Origin of the sequence: Kribbella pittospori, assembly GCF_004331465.1 — a bacterium.
Lineage (GTDB): Bacteria > Actinomycetota > Actinomycetes > Propionibacteriales > Kribbellaceae > Kribbella > Kribbella pittospori.
The window spans coordinates 1-17,194 of the sequence record NZ_SJKB01000002.1 but is presented as its reverse complement, the minus strand read 5'-3'; the positions used below and the strand labels follow the sequence as shown (position 1 = coordinate 17,194).

The window sequence follows — 17,194 nt, the reverse complement described above, 5'->3', positions numbered from 1 at the left end:
TCCCGAAATACGTTCCGGACATACCGCGGCACCCGCCACGGACCACCGGAACAGGAGCCGGACATGACCATCACGCCAACCACCCTCACCCGGGCCGCAGGCGCCGCCGCGGTCGTCGCAGGACTGCTCTTCATCGGCGTCCAGATCAACCACCCGCACCTGGATGCCACCTCCGTCGCCACGACCGAAGTCATGGTGCGGAACTCGCTGAAGGTGCTGATGGCCGTGCTCGCGCTGGTCGGCATCACCGGCATGTACCTGAGCCAGATCCGCAAGAACGGAGTCGTCGGACTCGTCGGCTACCTGGTGCTCGGCATCGGCTACCTCACCATCATGAGCACCGTCGCCATCGCCGCGTTCGTGCTGCCCTCGATCGCCGACACCAACCCCGGCTACGTGAACGACGTCCTCGCCGTGTCCAAGGGCGACTCCGCCACCGGTGACATCGGTCCGCTGCAGATCGTCCAACAGGTCCAGGACTTCGGCTACCTGGCCGGCGGCCTCGTCTTCGGTATCGCGCTCTATCGGGCCCGTGTTCTGGCTCGCTGGGCGGCCGTGCTGCTCGCCGTCGGTGGCGTCGTCACCCTCGTGCTCTCCTTGATGCCGGACGCGTTCTACCGGCTGCTGGCCTTCCCGAACGGCATCGCGATGATCGGCCTCGGCTACTCGCTGTGGCGTACGGCGCGCACCGTCACCACCCAGCCGGCCGCGGCTCGCGCGACGGCGGACGCGAAATGACCCAGCACACCGCCTCTGGCACCCGGCCGGCGCCGCAGCGCCGGCCGGGTTCCCGGGACGGTTCGATCCTGCGAGTGCCTGCTGCGCTGATCGCACTCACCCTGATCCCGCTCGTCGCCGGGTCGCTCCGGCTCGTCGAGCTCGCCGGCGGCCCGCAGGTGTTGCCGACCAACCCGCGCATCGACGCCTCACCCGCCCCGGTCGTCCTGCACGTTGTCGCTGCCGCGGTGTACGTCGTCGCCGGCGCATTCCAGTTCCCCGCTCGGGTACGCCGCGCCCACCGCACCTGGCACCGCCGAGCCGGCCGCGTCCTCGCAGCAGCCGGCCTGGTCGTCGCCGGCTCGGGTCTCTGGATGACGCTGTTCTACCCCGGTGCGCCTGGCGGTGACTTGTTGTGGTCCGTGCGGCTGGTCGTCGGCTCCGTGATGGCCGCAAGCATCGTCCTCGGCTTCACCGCCATCCGCCGCCGCGACATCCGCGGACACCGCGCCTGGATGATCCGCGCCTACGCCCTAGCCATCGCCGCCGGAACCCAAACGATCACCGAAGGCGTCGGCGAGGGCCTCTTCGGCACCAGCGACCTCAGCACCGCGCTGTCCGTCAGCTCCGGCTGGCTGATCAACGCCGCCATCGCCGAATGGATCATCCGCAGACAACGCACCAACAGGAGAGGGCCATGACCATCACCGCACCCGCGCCACCTACGACCGAACTCTCACTGACCCGCCTGCATCTGATGCGCGCCGGCTACCTCCTGATGGGCGTCGGACTCGCCCTCGTGAAGTGGCCGCTGCTCTTCAAGGCCGACACCCTGCCGCTGTACGAAGGCGTGACGCTTTGCCTCCTCACCGCCATGTCACTCCTGGCGTTCCTGGGACTGCGCTATCCAGTCAAGCTGCTCCCCGTGCTCCTGTTCGAGTCGGCCTGGAAGCTTCTCTGGCTCGCCCTGGTCGCTCTCCCCAGAGCCATCAGCGGTGACCTCGACACGGCCGCCACCGAGATCGTGGTCAACTGTTCCCTGGTCATCGTCATCCTCGCCGTCACGCCATGGCGGTACGTCTGGCGGACCTACGCCCGTACTCCGGGGAACCGCTGGCGCTGAGGTCAGTTGGCTCGGAGGCGGATGGCTAGTTCTACGTCCCAGAGGGTTTTGCGTGGCTGGCGGCGGGGGTCGGTGTGGTACGCCTCGTAGCGGCAGCCGAACCGATCGCCGGCTGGTACTTCGTCCTTGTCGAGAACGAGTCCCTCGGCTTCGGACCACTCCAGCAGAGCGCGGTTCGCCCGCAGCGCATGGTTGCGATAGATGAGGGATGCGTACTTACCGGCAGGCAGTACGCCGGGTCGCACCCGGTCGTCGCCCGGATGGATGGTGTCGGTGACACCGACCTCCAGCTCCATCGGCCCGTTCATGTCGATCGTGAGCAGCCGAAGGAAGAAGTGCCCTCGAGGTTCGACGTTCGCCTGGTCCAACCATCCGATCAGCTCGTTCAGCAACTGATCACGCACCTTCAGCATCCCGCGGAACGGCGTGACCACCGTGATGCCGAGCGTGGCGACCTCAGCCCGGTCGTCGACATGAGGCGGAGTCAGGATCTCCATCCGAACATCCTGGGGTACTTGACGGCACATGTCTAGTACTTGATGATGGCTGTCAAGTAGTGGAGGTCGTCATGGTCGCGGAGTTGCCGTCCGAGCGTGAGCTCGTCAAACAGCTGATCGCGCTGGTGGAGATCCGCCTGCTCGATCCGCTGGAGATCCTGCTGGAGTCCGATCAGAGCGGGCTTCACGACCGGGTGGTCGAGATGGCCGCGGTGTGGGCGTCGCGGCTGCTGGGCGAGGACGAAGTCGCTGCCCGCTTCGCCGCGATCCGTCTGGTCAGCACGCTCTATCCCGGTGACCAGGGATTCACGCCACCACCGGGCTGGTGGCAGACCCCGTTGGGTCAGGTCATGGTCCGCAGAGTCGGGCATCCGACCGCGGAGTCCGTGTCGTACGCCGTCGCGGGCGCGATGCTCGGGATCACGCGCCAGGGCGTCCACGACCTGGTGGTCCGCGGCAAGCTCGACCGGCACGAGAACAAGGGCGTGACGACCGCCTCCGTGCAGAAACGCATCATGTCCGCCACCACGACGGAAACCTCGTCGACCACATCGACACCAGCGTTGCCTATGGCCCCGATATCGCCAACGAGTTGATCCGTGAGGCGCTCCACCCGTACCCCGAAGGTTTGGTGATCGCCACCAAGGTCGGTGTCGCCCGCGACGAGTACAAGTCGTTCAACGCCGAAGCGGGCCCTGAGCAACTACGTGATCAGGTCGAGCAGAATCTGGACACGTTGGGCCAACCCCGGCTGGACCTCGTGTACCTGCGCGTCGGCGGCGACGGCATGCTCTTCCCCGACGAGACGCCGTTCGAGGAATCGTTCGGCGCTCTCGCCCAACTGCGGGACCGCGGCTTGATCCGCCACCTCGGCCTGAGCGGTGTCACCGTCGAGCAACTCGAGGCAGCCCGTGCGATCGCACCGGTGGCCGCCGTACAGAATCGCTTCCATCTTCTCGATCGCAACGCGCTGGATGTACTGCGTCACTGCGAGAACGAAGGCATCGCGTTCGTGCCGTACTTCCCGCTCGCCGCCGGCATGCTGAACCCAGGCATCGACAAGTCCCAGCCTCCGCCCGGCATGGGCCTCAGCCACGACGCGGAAGTTGCCCTCGACAAGCTCACCGCCCGGCACGGCGCCACCCGCGCGCAGATCGCCCTGGCTTGGCTATTGGCGATCTCTCCCGCGACCCTGCTGATCCCCGGCACCAAGTCCGTCGCCCACCTCGAGGAAAACCTCCGAGCAGGATCCGTTCAACTCACCGACGCCGACCTCAAAGAACTCAACAAGCTCGCCTGACGACCACGGTCACCCCAGCAGGCCGAGGAGTTCCTTGGAGATTGCTTGGGACTCGCTGATCAGGAGGGGGACGGCGGCCTTGCCGAGTTCCTGGGTCATGCGGAACGTCGGGCCGGAGACCGAGATCGCCATCGAGATCGGGACGTCGGGGATCGCGACGGCGTAGCAGACGACGCCGATCTCCTGTTCGCCCTTGTCGGTCGCGTAGCCCGCGCGGCGGATCCGGTTGAGTTCGGTGCGGAGCTTGGCCAGGTCGGTGATGGTGTGCGCGGTCTCGGCCGGCATGCCGACCCGGCTGACGATGCGGGCCACCTGGTCGTCGGACAGGCCGGCGAGGATCGCCTTTCCGACGCCCGTCGAATGGGCGTGCGCGCGGTGCCCGACCTCGGTGAACATCCGCATCGCATGCCGCGAGGGGGACTGGGCGATGTAGACGACCAGGTCGCCTTCCAGTACCGCGAGGTTCGCCGACTCGCCGATCTCCCGGGCGAGTGTGTCCAGGTGTGGTGTCACGATCGGGCCGAACTGCGACTCGACCCTGCCCGCGAGTCTCGTCAGCTTGAGCCCGAGCCCGTAGTGGCGGTTCGGCAGTTGGCGTGCGTAGCCGAGGGACACCAGCGTCTTGAGGAATCGGCGCGTGGTCGGAGCCGGGACGTCGATCGCGGCCGAGAGTTCGGTCAGCGACGAGTCGCCACTGTCGGCCAGCAGCTCGAGAAGGTGGAACGCCCGTTCGACGGATTGGACACTCCCAGACGTCCTGTTCTCCACCGTCCCGCTCTCTGTCTCAACCCCCACGCCGGGATTCGCTGGAGCCAGCATAAGTGCTGCACCGGACAGGTCAGGAGGCTATCGATAGCTTCCGCATATTGGAACTGTTCTTCCGCATAGTGTTGACAGCTCTGCGTCAGTGAGCGAACACTTGGACAACACCCAGATCAATAGCCCGCAACTCTCAGACGCCAGGTAGTACATCGGTGTAGAGAGCTGTCGTTGCGCAGACTTCGGGGGCCTGTGCCGGGCGAATCCGCCTTGCCGAGGGAGACACTCATGACTTCCGGCTCGTTGCTCACCCGCCGCCGACTGCTCCAAGGGGGCCTTGGTCTGGCTGCCGCCGGCGTGGCCGGGACCTCGCTGACCGCGTGCGGCTCGGGGTCGTCCGGTACGCCGTCAGGCTGGACCGAGGTGACCTTCAGTTCCGTCGGCGATCCCACCACCCAGAAGATGTTCAAGGACATGATCGCGGCTGCTCAGAAGGAGAGCCTCGACGAGCACAAGATCAAGGTCGTCTGGAAGCCCGCGCCGGGCGACGACTGGGCCAGCGTGATGCTGCAGTTCGCCTCCGGTACGGCGGCCGATCTGCAACGCATCGACGACGACCGGGTGTACGACCTGGCCACGAACGGCAAGATCCTGCAGCTGGACAAGATGATGCAGGACGCCAGCACCGGGTTCGATCTGACCAAGTACAGCCCGACGTTCACGACCAAGGTCGCGGTGGAGGGGTACCAGTTCTCGATCACGCCCGGCATGAGCGCGAATGCGCTGTACTACAACAAGAAGCTGTTCGCGGATGCCGGGCTGACAGCGCCGACCTCGTGGGCCGATGCGTGGAGCTGGGACGAGTTCGACGCGGCCGTCAAGAAGCTGACGAAGAAGAACGGCAGCCGGACCGAGACCTACGGTCTGCAGTACGCCGTCAACACGATCCAGCCCACGGCGTACGGTGCTGGTGACACCGCGCTCTACAACAACCAGACCGAGTGTGGTTACGGCAAGCCGGAGACGCTGGACGCGATCGACAAGCAGATCTCCTACATCCGCGAGGGCTACGCCCCCACCATCGACGTCGAGTACCTGCCGTTGTTCAACGCGGGAAAGCTCGCGATGACGTGGCAGGCCATGGACATCAGCGCGCAGATCAGCAAGAACGTCGACTGGGACGTGATGCCCTGGCCCAAGACGCCGCTGTTCGCGATGACGAAGAACTACGCCCGGACCTGGGTCATCCCGAAGACCGCGAAGGACCCGCAGGCCGCCTTCCTGGCGATGAAGGCGCTGTGCGGCAAGGCGGCCTCGGACGTCATGGCCAAGGCACAGTTCGCCGTACCGGCGCTGACCGAGGTCGCCAAGAGCGCGGCGTTCACCGACCATCCGCGGCCGAAGGCCGCGACCGTGTGGGCCGAGGCACTCGGCAACGTCGCCGGCAAGCCGGTCGACGTACCGTTCCCGCGCGGACCGATCGGGACGGCGCTCGCCGACTCCTTCGTCGAGGGCACCAACGCCAACAACCTGGTCAGCGGCAAACTCGCCACCGCCGACTACCTCAAGCGCGGACGGGACGCGGTCAACGCCGAGATCAAGAAACGCGGCTGGAACGGGGACAAGGGCAAGGAGTTGCTCGCGAAGGGAGGAGCGCTCACCGATCCCGACCTGAAGGTCGCGGCCAAGTGACGGCCGCACCGACGCTCCAGGTGCGGGACCCCGCGGCTGCCGACCAGCGCCGTGGCCGGCGGCGCCGCAACCTCCGCGGCTGGATGTTCATCGGGCCGGTCGTCCTCGGGACGCTGCTGTTCAACGTCATCCCGGTCCTTCCGACCCTGGTGACCAGCTTCACCGACTGGGACGGCCTGGCCGCGCCGAAGTTCACCGGAGTGGCCAACTACAAGGAGATGTTCTCGGGGCAGGATCCGCTGTTCGGCAAGAGCCTGATCAACACGGCCATCTACACGATTGGGTACGTCCCGGTCGGGATCATCATCGGGATCGCGCTGGCCGTGCTGGTCAACAACCGGCTCCGGGGGATGGCCGTCATCCGGGCGCTGATCTTCCTGCCGTACGTGACATCCCTGGTCGCAGTCGGCGTCGTCAGCCGGTGGGTCTTCAGCGATCAGTACGGCGTCATCAACGCGGTCCTGGCCTCGTTCGGCATCACCGGACCGCACTGGCTGGGCGAACCCGGATCGGCCATGGCCGCGGTCATCGTGACGGCGATCTGGGCGAACATGGGCTTCAACATGATCATCGTCCTGGCCGGCCTGCAAGGGGTTCCGGAGACGTTGATCGAAGCGGCCACTCTCGACGGGGCCGGCCGGTTCTCACGGTTCTTCCACGTGACGCTGCCGTTCCTGACGCCGACGATCTTCATGTTGCTGATCCTGCAGACGATCGGCTCGTTCCAGGTCTTCGCCCTCGTCCTGGTGATGACGGGCGGCGGACCGGGCGACGGCACGTACGTCTACATCTACCACCTCTGGTACGAGGCGTTCTCGCTGCGAAGGATGGGCTACGCCTCGGCACTGGCGATCGTGCTCTTCGCCGTGCTTCTCGCCGTCACCTGGATCCAGAACCGGCTTTCGAAGAGGTGGGTGTTCTATCAATGACGGTCGAAGACACTCGTGCTCCCGAACGGATCGCGCCACCGCGGCCGCCGCTGCCGGTGGACGACACCGGCGGCGAACGGCGCCGGCGGGCCGGCCGGATCATCGGACCGACGGCGACGTACGTCGTCTGCGTCATCGCGGCGTTGGTTGCCATCGGCCCGTTCCTGTGGATGCTGTCCAGCTCGTTCAAGGAGCCGGGCGACGTGATCAGCCTGACTCCGCACCTGCTTCCGAACCCGTTCACCCTCGACAACTACGCGTACCTGATCAACAACGGCGTCCTGCCGTTCATCAGGTTCCTGGGCAACAGCGCGTACATCACGGTGCTGGTGATCATCGGCCGGCTGATGGTCTGTGCACTGGGCGCCTACGGCTTCGCGCGGCTGCAGTTCCGCGGGCGGGATGCCGCCTTCGGGCTGTTGCTGGCATCGCTGATGATCCCGGACATGCTGATGGTGCTGCCGCTGTACTCCGCGTACGTCAAGGCCGGCCTGATCGACACCCACTTCCCGCTGATCATCCCGCCGATCGTCGCCAACACCTTCGGCACCTTCCTGCTCCGGCAGTTCTTCATGACCATCCCCAAGGAGTACGACGAGGCCGCCCTCGTCGACGGTGCCAGCCATTTCCGGATCTTCGTGAGCATCATCCTGCCGCTGTCGAAGCCGGCCCTGGCCACGCTCGCGGTGCTGACCTTCGTCAACGTGTGGAACGACTTCTTCGGTCCGTTGGTCTACCTCAGCGATGTCAACAAGTTCACCGTCCCGGTCGGGCTGGCGTTCTTCCAGACCCAGGACAGCACCCAGTACGGCCCGCTGATGGCCGGAGCGACGCTGGCCATCATCCCGACCGTCCTGGTCTTCGTCTTCGCGCAGAAGTACTTCACCCGCGGAATCTCGATGACCGGAATCAAATGATGCCTTCTGGACAAGGAGACAATGTGACCAAGTACGTGGTGGCGACGGTCGACGAGATTCCACCCGGCCAGCGGAAAGTGGTCGAGATTGCCAAGCGGTCGATCGGCGTCTTCAACGTCAAGGGCAACTTCTACGCGATCCGCAATCAGTGCCCGCACGGCGGCGGACCGATGTGTGAGGGCGTGACGTCCGGACTGGTGCGCTCGGACAAGCCCGGGAACTACGACTACATCATGCGCGGGGAGATCATCCGCTGTCCCTGGCACGGTTGGGAGTTCGAGATCGCGACCGGGCAGTCCTGGTTCGACCCCGCGAAGACCAAGGTCAAGGCCTATCCCACCGGCGTGGAGTCCGGTGAGGCCCTGGCCAGGAATCCGGAGCTGTCCGCGGCCGGGTTCCGGCCCGGCCCGTACTCCGGTGAAACGTACGAGGTCGAGGTCGACCGCGACTATGTCATTGTCAATATCTGACGCCGCCGGGATGGTGGGCGAGACGACCATTCCGTTGCGGGTGCGGTCCGTTGCGCGGATCTCGGTCGGCGTGACCGAGCTCGTGCTCGTCGCCGACGACGCTTCGGAGTTGCCGTCGTGGGCTCCGGGGAGTCACATCGACGTACAGGTCCGCCCGGGGCTTGTTCGGCAGTACTCGCTGTGTGGCGATCCCGAGGATCGCAGCCAGTGGCGGATCGCCGTGTTGCGCGAGCCCGAGAGCCGTGGTGGCTCCGCGGCGTTGTGCGAGCGGGTCCAGGCCGGCGATGTGCTGACGGCGACCCGGCCGCGCAACCACTTCCCGTTGCTGGAGTCCCCGCGGTACCTGTTCATTGCCGGCGGCATCGGAATCACGCCGATCATCCCGATGATCGACGCGGCACACGCGGCCGGCGCCGACTGGAGACTGGTGTACGGCGGTCGCAGCGAGGCGTCGATGGCCTACCGGGACGAGGTCGCGAGTGTCGATCCCGAGCGCGTGCTCGAATGGCCACAGGACCGTCGCGGCCTGATCGAACTGGATCGGCTCCTGGACGAACCACAGCCCGGAACGTTGATCTACTGCTGCGGTCCCGAACCGCTGATCGCGGCCGTCGAGGCGAAGAGCGCGCATTGGCCGCACAAGACACTTCAGGTCGAGCGGTTCGCGCCGAGACCGCTCACCGACGTCGCGCCCAACACCTCCTTCGAGATCGAACTGGTCGACAGCGACGAGGTGCTCGTCGTACCGCCGGACCGATCCATCCTCGAAGTCGTGGACGAGGCGGGGATCTACGTCTTGTCGAACTGCGAAGAGGGCACCTGCGGCACCTGCCAGACGACCGTGCTGGAAGGCGTTCCGGACCATCGCGACTCCGTCCTCGACGAGGACGAACGCGCCGCCAACGACACGATGATGATCTGCGTCTCGCGCGCGCTGTCCGCCCGATTGGTCCTCGACCTGTGAAAGGTGAGATCTCCAGTGACTGTCCAACAACTCGAGAACTACGCACGGCCCCAGCAGTGGGCCGGGATTGAGCTGGTCGACACCGACGTACATATCAACCTCGACAACCTGCGGAGCCTCTTTCCCTATCTGGAGGCGCGGTGGTGCGACTACATCACCGAATCCGGGATGGGCGGGCTGGCGTCGAACCTCTATCCGTCCAATGCTCCGAATCTCTTCCTCGAGGGATCGCGGCCGGACCAGGGACCGCCAGGATCGAGCCTCGAGCTCCTCCAGCGGCAGCTGCTCGACCCGTGGCAGTTGCAGTACGCGATCCTCAACTGCACGTACGCCGTCGACTCCGTCCACAACGACGACTTCGCGGCCGCGCTCGCCCGGGCGCTGAATCGCTGGCAGTTGCACGAGTGGCTGGAGCAGGATCCGCGGCTCCGGGGCTCGGCCGTGCTTCCGCTGCAGAATCCGGCGTTCGCGGCCAAAGAGGTCGAATGGGCCTCGCAGCACAGCCAGTTCGTCCAGGTGACCGTGCCGTCGCGCAGCCGCGAGCCGCTCGGCCGCCGTGGATTCTGGCCGATCTACGAAGCCGCGCAGCGGGCCGGTCTCGTCGTCGGTGTCCAGGCCGGCGGTCTGAGCGGCAACCCGGTGACGCCGGTCGGCTGGGCGACGTACTTCGTCGAGGACTACGTGAGTGTTCCGCTGGCGTTCCAGGCGCAGCTGATGAGCTTCGTTGCCGAAGGCGTCTTTGTTCAGTACCCCGAGCTGACGGTGGCGACGATCGAGGGCGGCTTCAGTTGGCTGCCGCCGATGATGTGGCGGTTCGACAAGGACTGGAAGGGTCTGCGCCGCGAAATTCCGTGGGTGGAACGTCCACCGTCGGAGGTGATCCGTGAGCACGTCCGGATGACCATCGCACCGCTCGACCGGCCCGACACCCCGCAGTACCTCGTCGACGTCATCGACCAGCTTCTCTGTGACGACATGCTGATGTTCTCCACCGACTACCCGCATGCGCACTTCGCGAACGCCGCGGACGCGCTGCCGGAGGGGATCTCCGGGGATCTGCAGACCAAGATCATGTCGGGCAACGCGCACTCGACGTACCGGCTGGGATGAGGAGAAACATGACACAGACACAGACACAGCCGCGGGCAGAACGCCGTACCGCGGCGAAGCAGATGATCATCGACTGCGACATCCACAATGTGATGGCGCCCGGAGCCTTGGAGCCCTACCTCTCGAATCGTTGGCTCACCCATCTGAAGACCTTCGGCTCGCGCCAGCACTCGGGGAACGTGTATCCGAAGGGATCGCCGGCCCGGTACGACGCCTTTCCGCCGTCCGGACTGCCCGCGGGTGGCGATCTGGGGTTCATGCAGAAACAACATCTCGACGGGTTGAATGTCGAGTTCGGGATCCTCGGTCCGCTCAGTGGCTCCGGCAGCCAGCTCGATCCGGAGTTCTCCGCGGCGTTGTCGGCGGCAACCAACGACTGGCAGATCAAGGAGTGGCTGGAGCCGGAGCCACGGCTGCGAGCGGGCATGATCGTGCCGGCGGAGCACAGCGAGCAGGCGGTCGCCGAGATCGAGCGGCTCGCCGGTCATCCGGGTTTCGTGCAGGTGCTGCTGGTCGCGCGTAGTGCGGCGCCGCTCGGCGACCGCCGTTACTGGAAGATGTACGAGGCTGCGGCCCGGCACGATCTGCCCATCGGCATTCACTACGGCGGTGGCGTTCGGGGCGTTCCGATGAGCGCCGCGGGCTGGCCGTCGTTCTACGTGGAGGATCACGCGGGGATGTCGGCCGCGTTCCAGGCGCACGTGGCGAGCCTGATCTTCGGTGGGATCTTCGACCGGCTTCCGAACCTGCGCATCGCGTTGATCGAGGGCGGGTTCGCCTGGTTGCCGTCCCTGGCCTGGCGGATGGACACCCATTGGCAGCGCTTCCGCGCCGAGGTTCCGCACGTAGGTCGCAGGCCGTCGGAGTACCTGCGCGAGCACTTCTGGACGACGACGCAGCCGATCGAGGAACCGCATCGTCCGGCCGACCTGCACAAGGTGTTCGAACACCTCGGCGGGACCGACAAGGTGATGTTCTCCACGGACTATCCGCACTGGGACTTCGACCATCCCGCCCATGCCTTCCAGGTCCGGTTGCCTGCGGCGACCCGGGACAGCATCTACACGGAGAACGCCCGCGCGTTCTACAAGCTGCCGGCACGGGCGGAGTCGCTTTGACCAAGATCAGCTCGATCGAGACGTTCGACGGTCATGGCTGCATCGTCCGTGTTCGTACCGACGACGGGCTGGTGGGGTACGGGCAGACGGCGCACTCCGAGGCCCGGATCACCGGGGAGGTGCTGCACACTCTGGTCGCGCGGAACTATCTGGGTCGGGACCCGTTCGATGTCATGACCCTGGCCGAGGAGTGCGCGCGTGCGGAGTACAAGTACTTCGGCAGCTTCCTGTTCCGGGCCTTGGCCGGCGTGGACACCGCGCTGTGGGACCTGGTCGGCAAGGCGAAGTCCCAGCCGGTCTACCAGTTGCTCGGTGGAAAGTTCCGGCCGTCGGTGCCGGTCTACGGTTCGGCCATGCGTCGCGACACGACGCCGGAGGAGGAGGTCGACCGGATCGTCGCCGCCGTCGCCGCGCACGGGTTCCGGGCAGTGAAGGTCAAGATCGGCGAGCGTAACGGCCGCGATGCGGAGTCGCGGACCGGCCGGACCCGGCGGCTGGTTCCCTTGCTGCGCAAGGCACTCGGCGATGACATCGAGATCAGCGCGGATGCCAATGGTGCCTACTCCCCGGGGCAGGCGGTCCGGATCGGGCGACTGCTCGAGGAGTACGACTATCTGCACTTCGAGGAGCCGGTGCCGTTCTGGGAGTACGAGAACGCCCGGAGTGTTGCGGCGACTCTCGACATCCCCGTCGGGCTGGGGGAGCAGGAGTTCTCGGTCGACGCCATGCGACGGATCATCCAGGACGGCATGGCCGACGTCATCCAGCCCGACGTCTGTTACATCGGCGGCATCACGCGGGCCCGGCAGGTTGCGGAACTGGCCAACCTTGCCGGGCTCCCGTGTGTGCCGCATTCGTCGGGGAGGTCATTGACGGCGATCTTCACCGCGCATCTCGTGACGGCGATGCCGGCGTGCAATCTCTTTCACGAGTGGACCATCGAAGACGCCTCGAACATGCGCGTCTACGAGCCGTTCCCGGTCGCGCGCAACGGCGAGGTCGTCCTGTCCGACGCGCCCGGCTGGGGCGTCGAGATCGCCGACTCCACGCTGCAACGCATGGAACGCCGAATCTCGTCGCTCTGAATCGCAGTTCTGGGCTGACTTCAGCTCGCCCGTGTGGGCTCCTGGTCATACGTCGCGAGACGCTCTTCAGCAGCTTCCGGTGTCTCGGTTGGTGAGGAATCGCGGGTCGATCGACTGCGCTGCGTTTGTGGTGTTTTACCTATCGTGACGCAATTCCGGCTACCGAACAGTTGAGCTGCCAATGGGCATCATCTGGTTTCGACACGCTCCTGCGCGGTACCCAGAGTCAGGCGTGAACGCCTGCAGCCTGATGCGGAACGTCTGCGCCTGATCGCATGGCGTTGTCCGCACGCTCGGGGGTCAAGGAGAAGCCGATGAACGACTCACCTCGCATGCTCGTCCGTCTGCACGACGTCGACCTGACCTTGGCCGATCCGGCGCAGGACTTTCACGGGCGGAAAGTTGTCGATCGCAACGGCGAGGAGGTAGGTGACGTCGTTGGCCTGATCATTGACGAAGACCTACGCCGGGTGAGGCTGCTCGAGATCCAATCAGGTGGAGCATCAGACGACCTGCGATCGACGCAAGTGCTGCCGATCGATGTGATCATTGCGGTTGACGACCGCTCGGTGCGTATCTCTCCTGATCGTCTGAAGGTGGCCAGCGGTCCCATCTACTACCGCGACGTTCTGCCGGAGCGTCCGTACTACGCGTCGATCTACAGCTATTACGACTGCCCACCGTTCTGGTGGCCCGGTTACACCTATCCGGAGCTCGTCGCTGAAACATAGGCCGGGACCACCGGACGGCTTGGCTCGGGTTTGTGCCTGGGCACCGGTGGGTTGCTGCGGTAGGTCACCTCAGCGATTCGGAGCTACCAGAGGAACGGAACCATGGAGATCATCGGAGTCATCGTCGCCGGCGTCATCATCGGTTTACTTGGAAAGTTTGTCGCGCCGGGCGACAAGGACAACATCCCGATCTGGCTCACCATCCTGTGCGGGATCGGCGGAGTGATCATCGGCTGGTTCGTCTACACCGCGTTCGGCGGTAACGGCAGCGCCGGCATCGACTGGGTGCGCTGGATTGTGGCCATTGCGATCTCGGCTGTTCTGGTCGTCATCGCATCCACGGTCACCAGCCGGAACACCTGAGCGCGAGGCTGAGCGGCAAGCCTGCTCCCCATTCGGGCCACGCGGAGGTTCGAATGGGGAGTCGCCGCGTCGGGCCGTTCCGCGACCTGCATGTCGTTCTCCTCGTCGAGAACCGCCGGAGGTCGCTCCGCTTTCACGCCCAGTCCGCGAGCGATTCGTTGCAATCTTCGAGAACTGGGAGTCGGAGTTCGCGTCACTGGGTCCGCCAGAAGCCGATCCGGATCCGGGTGTGGTCGAGCGTTGCGGGCATCGGGCCGGCAAGGGCGTTGCGAGTGGCCGGATCGACGTCGAGCGCGTAGTGGTCCGTCACGTGGCTGACGGCGGCGCTGGTCGTGAGCAGTACGACGTTGCGTGCCGGGCAGGTGGCGGGTCCGTCGCTGAACGGGATGACCGGCCACTCGCCGTCCGTACGGCCGTCCAGCCACACCTCCGGCTCGAACCGGTTCGCGAACTCCAGCGCATCCGTGTCACGGTGGAACACTGAGCTGACGATCGCGAACTCGGTGCCTGCGGGGACCGTCCGCCCACGCCACTCGGTGTCGCTGCGCGATTCCCGCAGTACGACGAGTGTCGTCGGCCAGAGCCGGAGCGATTCCTGGACCGCGGCACCGGCGTACGACAGCAGCGGGGAAAGCTCCGGATGCTCGGCCTCGGATGCGATCCGGTCGAGGACGTCGCCGCGGGTCGCGAGAACAGCGAACACCCGCCAGAGCGCGATGCCCGCGGCGTCGAAGGCGAACAGCCAGTGCGGGACCTGCCCGGCCGGGTCGAAGTCGGGCGAGGCCGGCGGCAGCATCTCCACCAGGCTCCCCGGCTCGCGCTTGTCGACGTAGGTGTCCAACTCCTGCGCGAGTTCCCGCCGTACGGCGTCGTGCCGGGGACGGAACCCGGCCCAGTTGGCGTCGGCTGGGAGCCGGTCGAGGCGGGCGGTCAGCGCGGTGTCGTTGCGGGCGCCGTCCCCGAGGACGATGCGGCGGACGATGCGCGACCAGACGGCCCGGAAGTCGTCCCAGGCCAGCGTGGCGTGCAGAGAGTCGAGCTCGTCGCGGATCACCTCGAGCATCCGATGCCCGTGCCGGTGGACGGGCTGGTGGGATTCGAGGGCCTGCTCATTCAGCTCACGTCGCGATGCGCGCAGCGGGGGATCGGTGACGAGAACCGCATGCGGCTGGAAGTGTCGCAGCGCTCCGACCTTGTCGGCGGTCGCCGTGGAGAACGGTTCCGGTGTCTCGTCGAGCAGCCGCCGGACGTCGCCCGGCGCGGTGACGAGAGCGATCGTCCGCCCGGGGAGCCGGAGCAGGACCGGGCCGTCACCGTAGCGCTGCCGGAGTCTACGGACCTGGCGGAGTGCGCGGTCGTCGACCCGCAGCCGCTCGGCGAGGTGGCTGACTTCAGGCCGGCGCAGGATCGCGCCGCGGGCAACCACGGGTAGCAGTACGTCGCGCAGTGCACGACCGGTGTCCAGGACCGAGGCGGAGGGCAACGCAACCATGCCGTGCCGGTGCCCGGCGTAGTTCGGGACAAACGGCGGCGCAAGCCGGCTGAGGCCGCAGGCGATCAGCAGCACCCGGCGCAGGGCTGAAGCCCTCGGGTGGAGAATTGCGGAATGGCTGCAGTTGGTGAGTTGACCGAGGACGCCGTGGAGATCGCCGAACGGATCGCCGACGTTGCCCGCGAGCAGGGATGGACGATCGCGGTCGCCGAGTCGCTGACGAGCGGGAACATAGCGTGCCATCTTGGCGCGGCTCCGGACGCGAACTCGTGGTTCGCCGGTGGCGTGGTCGCCTACGCTTCGGAGGTCAAGTTCAAGGTGCTGGACGTCGACCGTGGCCCGGTCGTCACGGCGCGGTGCGCCGAGCAGATGGCCCGGGGCGTCGCTCGGCTGATGAACGCCGATGTCGCCGTAGCTGTCACCGGCGTCGGTGGTCCTGACCCGAACGAAGGTCATCCTGCCGGCACCGTCTACCTCGCCGTCAGCAGCGGCTCGCACGAAGAATCCGCGCACCACCGTTTCGACGGCGATCCCTCCGAGGTGGTCGAACTGGCAACCGTCACGGCGCTGCGCGAACTCCTGACGATGCTCGAGGACGCGCGCCGCTGAGAGCGACGACGCTCAAGCGGGCCAACCCCTCACCGCTTGAGCCGAATGCCTGGGCGCCGGAAGGCTACGGCGCCTCCAGGTCCGCGGCGACACCGAAATGGTCCGAGCCGAAGGTGCCCTGGACCGCGGTGTCGAAGATGCGGTCGGCGGAGTGGATCCGCAGGGTCGGGCCCCGATCATCGCAGCGGACCATGATGTAGTCGATCCGCCGAGGTGGGATCCGGGACCAGTCGGCCTCGGTCACGATCGACGGGTTCTCGAGCGTGAAGGTGTGCCCGTCCTCGCCGGGGCGGGCGAACTCCCAGGCGTCCTGGTAGTTCACGCTGAGCTCGCCGAGCGACTGCCGCCCGGTCAGGAACCGGATGCCGCCGGTCTCGGGCCGCGCGTCGAAGTCGCCCGCCAGGACGCGACCTCCACGGCTGCCGAATGCCCGGGGAAGTCCCGCGGATTCACCCGGTCGGTGACGCACAGGTCGACCTCCTCGTCCCGGACCGCCGGCCATCGGCTGACCACCGAACACCCGACACCTTCCGACGTACGACAGCCTTGGTGGAGTACGTCGTACTCGTCCCCGAAGATCTCGCGGACCTGGTCACCGGCATCGTCGACGACCGTCTCCTGCAGCGCGACGAAATCGGGTCGCAGCGATCTGAAACCCTCCCGGAGTACGTCGCGACGGGCCGGCCAGTCGCCGTGCCGGCACCAGATGTTCAGCGTGGCCACGCGGATGCGATCAGGCACAGGAACCTCCGACGCCGGCGGGTCAGTCGGGGGGCTCGATGGGGCTGCCTTGGTCGCCGGTGGTGACGTCCTGTTCTTGGGGCGGACGGCGTTCGTCGGGGTTGGGCTGCGGGCCGGGGGAGCGTTGGCCCTCGTCGTGTTCGACCTTGTCGAAGTCGAGTCCGCCCTTGTCGAGTTCGTCGCTCTCGAGGGCTTCGTTCAGTTCGGTGTCGCTGACGGTCTTGTGTTTGTCGTCAGGATTCGGCCGATCGAAACTCATCATCGCCTCCAGCTTCCGTTCCCGCGGGTAGTCCGGGAGGTGTGGACGGCCCCAGGTGCTGTTCGTTCTCAACACCAGGGACCTCGGACGACATCGACTCTCGAGTACCGAAGTCCTCCTGTGCTGGAGGTGCCCCGAATCCGCCGCTGTATGCCACCAAGGCGAGGACTTCACCACCCCGACGAGCCGAGCTCGGCGGGCCGGGCGCGGCCTTCCGTTCCCGGGTGACTCGGGTCTATGCATCTACGGTGACAAGGCTCGATTGTCGGAGGTCGCTGGCTGGTGCCAGGTTGTGAGTAGGTGGTGGGCGTGGAGGTT

22 protein-coding genes are annotated in these 17,194 nt (G+C 66.4%); 16 read left to right on the top strand and 6 right to left on the bottom strand.

Going from position 1 to position 17,194, the window contains the following annotated elements:
* Positions 1 to 63 precede the first annotated feature (63 nt).
* Genes E0H73_RS06565 through E0H73_RS06555 form a run of 3 tightly spaced genes read left to right on the top strand, consistent with a single transcriptional unit; the run spans position 64 to position 1,840 of the window.
* A complete protein-coding gene (locus E0H73_RS06565; RefSeq protein ID WP_131352591.1) occupies positions 64 to 738 on the top strand; it encodes a hypothetical protein in 675 nt (224 codons plus the stop codon).
* On the top strand, positions 735 to 1,418 hold the full coding sequence (locus E0H73_RS06560; protein ID WP_131352590.1) for a DUF2306 domain-containing protein: 684 nt from the start codon (positions 735 to 737) through the stop codon (positions 1,416 to 1,418). Before E0H73_RS06565 ends, E0H73_RS06560 begins: the two co-directional genes overlap by 4 nt.
* Complete coding sequence (locus E0H73_RS06555; protein WP_131352589.1) at positions 1,415 to 1,840, top strand: hypothetical protein; 426 nt, start codon at positions 1,415 to 1,417, stop codon at positions 1,838 to 1,840. The genes E0H73_RS06560 and E0H73_RS06555 overlap by 4 nt, the downstream gene beginning before the upstream one ends.
* A 2-nt stretch (positions 1,841 to 1,842) precedes the next feature.
* Here the strand turns inward: E0H73_RS06555 and E0H73_RS06550 are convergent, their stop codons facing one another.
* Positions 1,843 to 2,337: a GyrI-like domain-containing protein gene (locus tag E0H73_RS06550; RefSeq protein WP_131352588.1), complete on the bottom strand. Its 495-nt coding sequence runs from the start codon at positions 2,335 to 2,337 to the stop codon at positions 1,843 to 1,845.
* Between the two features lie 71 nt (positions 2,338 to 2,408).
* On the opposite strand from E0H73_RS06550, the gene E0H73_RS47075 reads away from it, so the two are divergent.
* Positions 2,409 to 2,933: a hypothetical protein gene (locus tag E0H73_RS47075; protein WP_238163861.1), complete on the top strand. Its 525-nt coding sequence runs from the start codon at positions 2,409 to 2,411 to the stop codon at positions 2,931 to 2,933.
* Positions 2,930 to 3,637, top strand: a complete 708-nt coding sequence (locus E0H73_RS06540; protein WP_238163860.1) for an aldo/keto reductase — start codon at positions 2,930 to 2,932, stop codon at positions 3,635 to 3,637. Before E0H73_RS47075 ends, E0H73_RS06540 begins: the two co-directional genes overlap by 4 nt.
* Before the next feature lie 9 nt (positions 3,638 to 3,646).
* On the opposite strand, the gene E0H73_RS06535 is transcribed toward E0H73_RS06540, so the two are convergent.
* Positions 3,647 to 4,432 carry an IclR family transcriptional regulator gene (locus tag E0H73_RS06535; RefSeq protein ID WP_238163859.1) on the bottom strand — a complete coding sequence of 262 codons (786 nt, stop codon included), beginning with the start codon at positions 4,430 to 4,432 and terminating at the stop codon, positions 3,647 to 3,649.
* Between the two features lie 252 nt (positions 4,433 to 4,684).
* Between E0H73_RS06535 and E0H73_RS06530 the strand changes: the two genes are divergently transcribed.
* The 10 genes from E0H73_RS06530 (at position 4,685) to E0H73_RS06485 (ending at position 13,775) form a co-directional block, all read left to right on the top strand.
* On the top strand, positions 4,685 to 6,088 hold the full coding sequence (locus tag E0H73_RS06530; protein WP_131352586.1) for an extracellular solute-binding protein: 1,404 nt from the start codon (positions 4,685 to 4,687) through the stop codon (positions 6,086 to 6,088).
* The gene (locus E0H73_RS06525; protein WP_131352585.1) at positions 6,085 to 7,017 is read left to right on the top strand and encodes a carbohydrate ABC transporter permease; all 933 of its coding nucleotides are present in this window, start codon (positions 6,085 to 6,087) and stop codon (positions 7,015 to 7,017) included. The genes E0H73_RS06530 and E0H73_RS06525 overlap by 4 nt, the downstream gene beginning before the upstream one ends.
* Positions 7,014 to 7,934 carry a carbohydrate ABC transporter permease gene (locus E0H73_RS06520; RefSeq protein ID WP_131352584.1) on the top strand — a complete coding sequence of 307 codons (921 nt, stop codon included), beginning with the start codon at positions 7,014 to 7,016 and terminating at the stop codon, positions 7,932 to 7,934. Before E0H73_RS06525 ends, E0H73_RS06520 begins: the two co-directional genes overlap by 4 nt.
* 23 nt (positions 7,935 to 7,957) lie before the next feature.
* The gene (locus E0H73_RS06515; RefSeq protein ID WP_131352583.1) at positions 7,958 to 8,404 is read left to right on the top strand and encodes a Rieske (2Fe-2S) protein; all 447 of its coding nucleotides are present in this window, start codon (positions 7,958 to 7,960) and stop codon (positions 8,402 to 8,404) included.
* A gap of 10 nt (positions 8,405 to 8,414) precedes the next feature.
* Positions 8,415 to 9,368 carry a PDR/VanB family oxidoreductase gene (locus E0H73_RS06510; protein ID WP_131352582.1) on the top strand — a complete coding sequence of 318 codons (954 nt, stop codon included), beginning with the start codon at positions 8,415 to 8,417 and terminating at the stop codon, positions 9,366 to 9,368.
* Between the two features lie 15 nt (positions 9,369 to 9,383).
* Positions 9,384 to 10,478 carry an amidohydrolase family protein gene (locus tag E0H73_RS06505; protein WP_131352581.1) on the top strand — a complete coding sequence of 365 codons (1,095 nt, stop codon included), beginning with the start codon at positions 9,384 to 9,386 and terminating at the stop codon, positions 10,476 to 10,478.
* An 8-nt stretch (positions 10,479 to 10,486) separates the two neighbouring features.
* The gene (locus tag E0H73_RS06500; protein ID WP_131352580.1) at positions 10,487 to 11,596 is read left to right on the top strand and encodes an amidohydrolase family protein; all 1,110 of its coding nucleotides are present in this window, start codon (positions 10,487 to 10,489) and stop codon (positions 11,594 to 11,596) included.
* Positions 11,593 to 12,681, top strand: a complete 1,089-nt coding sequence (locus E0H73_RS06495; RefSeq protein ID WP_131352579.1) for a mandelate racemase/muconate lactonizing enzyme family protein — start codon at positions 11,593 to 11,595, stop codon at positions 12,679 to 12,681. Before E0H73_RS06500 ends, E0H73_RS06495 begins: the two co-directional genes overlap by 4 nt.
* A gap of 314 nt (positions 12,682 to 12,995) precedes the next feature.
* Positions 12,996 to 13,412 carry a PRC-barrel domain-containing protein gene (locus tag E0H73_RS06490; RefSeq protein WP_165555520.1) on the top strand — a complete coding sequence of 139 codons (417 nt, stop codon included), beginning with the start codon at positions 12,996 to 12,998 and terminating at the stop codon, positions 13,410 to 13,412.
* A 102-nt stretch (positions 13,413 to 13,514) separates the two neighbouring features.
* Entirely contained in the window at positions 13,515 to 13,775 is a 261-nt protein-coding gene (locus E0H73_RS06485; protein ID WP_131352577.1) for a GlsB/YeaQ/YmgE family stress response membrane protein, read from the top strand.
* Between the two features lie 193 nt (positions 13,776 to 13,968).
* Here E0H73_RS06485 and E0H73_RS06480 read toward each other — a convergent pair whose 3' ends face one another.
* Positions 13,969 to 15,342 (bottom strand): cytochrome P450, encoded by a 1,374-nt coding sequence (locus E0H73_RS06480; protein WP_131352576.1) that lies wholly within the window; start codon positions 15,340 to 15,342, stop codon positions 13,969 to 13,971.
* Positions 15,343 to 15,381: 39 nt separating this feature from the next.
* On the opposite strand from E0H73_RS06480, the gene E0H73_RS06475 reads away from it, so the two are divergent.
* Positions 15,382 to 15,876 (top strand): CinA family protein, encoded by a 495-nt coding sequence (locus E0H73_RS06475; RefSeq protein WP_131352575.1) that lies wholly within the window; start codon positions 15,382 to 15,384, stop codon positions 15,874 to 15,876.
* Between the two features lie 64 nt (positions 15,877 to 15,940).
* Here the strand turns inward: E0H73_RS06475 and E0H73_RS06470 are convergent, their stop codons facing one another.
* The 3 genes from E0H73_RS06470 to E0H73_RS06460 are packed head-to-tail and all read right to left on the bottom strand — an operon-like array spanning position 15,941 to position 16,948.
* Entirely contained in the window at positions 15,941 to 16,198 is a 258-nt protein-coding gene (locus E0H73_RS06470; RefSeq protein WP_131352574.1) for an exonuclease/endonuclease/phosphatase family protein, read from the bottom strand.
* A 29-nt stretch (positions 16,199 to 16,227) separates the two neighbouring features.
* Positions 16,228 to 16,617: an endonuclease/exonuclease/phosphatase family protein gene (locus tag E0H73_RS06465; RefSeq protein WP_131352573.1), complete on the bottom strand. Its 390-nt coding sequence runs from the start codon at positions 16,615 to 16,617 to the stop codon at positions 16,228 to 16,230.
* A 22-nt stretch (positions 16,618 to 16,639) separates the two neighbouring features.
* Positions 16,640 to 16,948 (bottom strand): hypothetical protein, encoded by a 309-nt coding sequence (locus E0H73_RS06460; protein ID WP_131352572.1) that lies wholly within the window; start codon positions 16,946 to 16,948, stop codon positions 16,640 to 16,642.
* Positions 16,949 to 17,194 lie beyond the last annotated feature (246 nt).

Excerpts from the sequence above, each read along its gene's own strand:
- E0H73_RS06550 (WP_131352588.1), bottom strand. The coding sequence starts at position 2,337 with ATGGAGATCCTGACTCCGCCTCATGTCGACGACCGGGCTGAGGTCGCC.
- E0H73_RS06520 (WP_131352584.1), top strand. The coding sequence starts at position 7,014 with ATGACGGTCGAAGACACTCGTGCTCCCGAACGGATCGCGCCACCGCGG.
- E0H73_RS06555 (WP_131352589.1), top strand. The coding sequence starts at position 1,415 with ATGACCATCACCGCACCCGCGCCACCTACGACCGAACTCTCACTGACC.
- E0H73_RS06560 (WP_131352590.1), top strand. The coding sequence starts at position 735 with ATGACCCAGCACACCGCCTCTGGCACCCGGCCGGCGCCGCAGCGCCGG.
- E0H73_RS06510 (WP_131352582.1), top strand. The coding sequence starts at position 8,415 with ATGGTGGGCGAGACGACCATTCCGTTGCGGGTGCGGTCCGTTGCGCGG.
- E0H73_RS47075 (WP_238163861.1), top strand. The coding sequence starts at position 2,409 with ATGGTCGCGGAGTTGCCGTCCGAGCGTGAGCTCGTCAAACAGCTGATC.
- E0H73_RS06490 (WP_165555520.1), top strand. The coding sequence starts at position 12,996 with ATGAACGACTCACCTCGCATGCTCGTCCGTCTGCACGACGTCGACCTG.
- E0H73_RS06530 (WP_131352586.1), top strand. The coding sequence starts at position 4,685 with ATGACTTCCGGCTCGTTGCTCACCCGCCGCCGACTGCTCCAAGGGGGC.
- E0H73_RS06565 (WP_131352591.1), top strand. The coding sequence starts at position 64 with ATGACCATCACGCCAACCACCCTCACCCGGGCCGCAGGCGCCGCCGCG.
- E0H73_RS06475 (WP_131352575.1), top strand. The coding sequence starts at position 15,382 with ATGGCTGCAGTTGGTGAGTTGACCGAGGACGCCGTGGAGATCGCCGAA.
- E0H73_RS06485 (WP_131352577.1), top strand. The coding sequence starts at position 13,515 with ATGGAGATCATCGGAGTCATCGTCGCCGGCGTCATCATCGGTTTACTT.
- E0H73_RS06500 (WP_131352580.1), top strand. The coding sequence starts at position 10,487 with ATGACACAGACACAGACACAGCCGCGGGCAGAACGCCGTACCGCGGCG.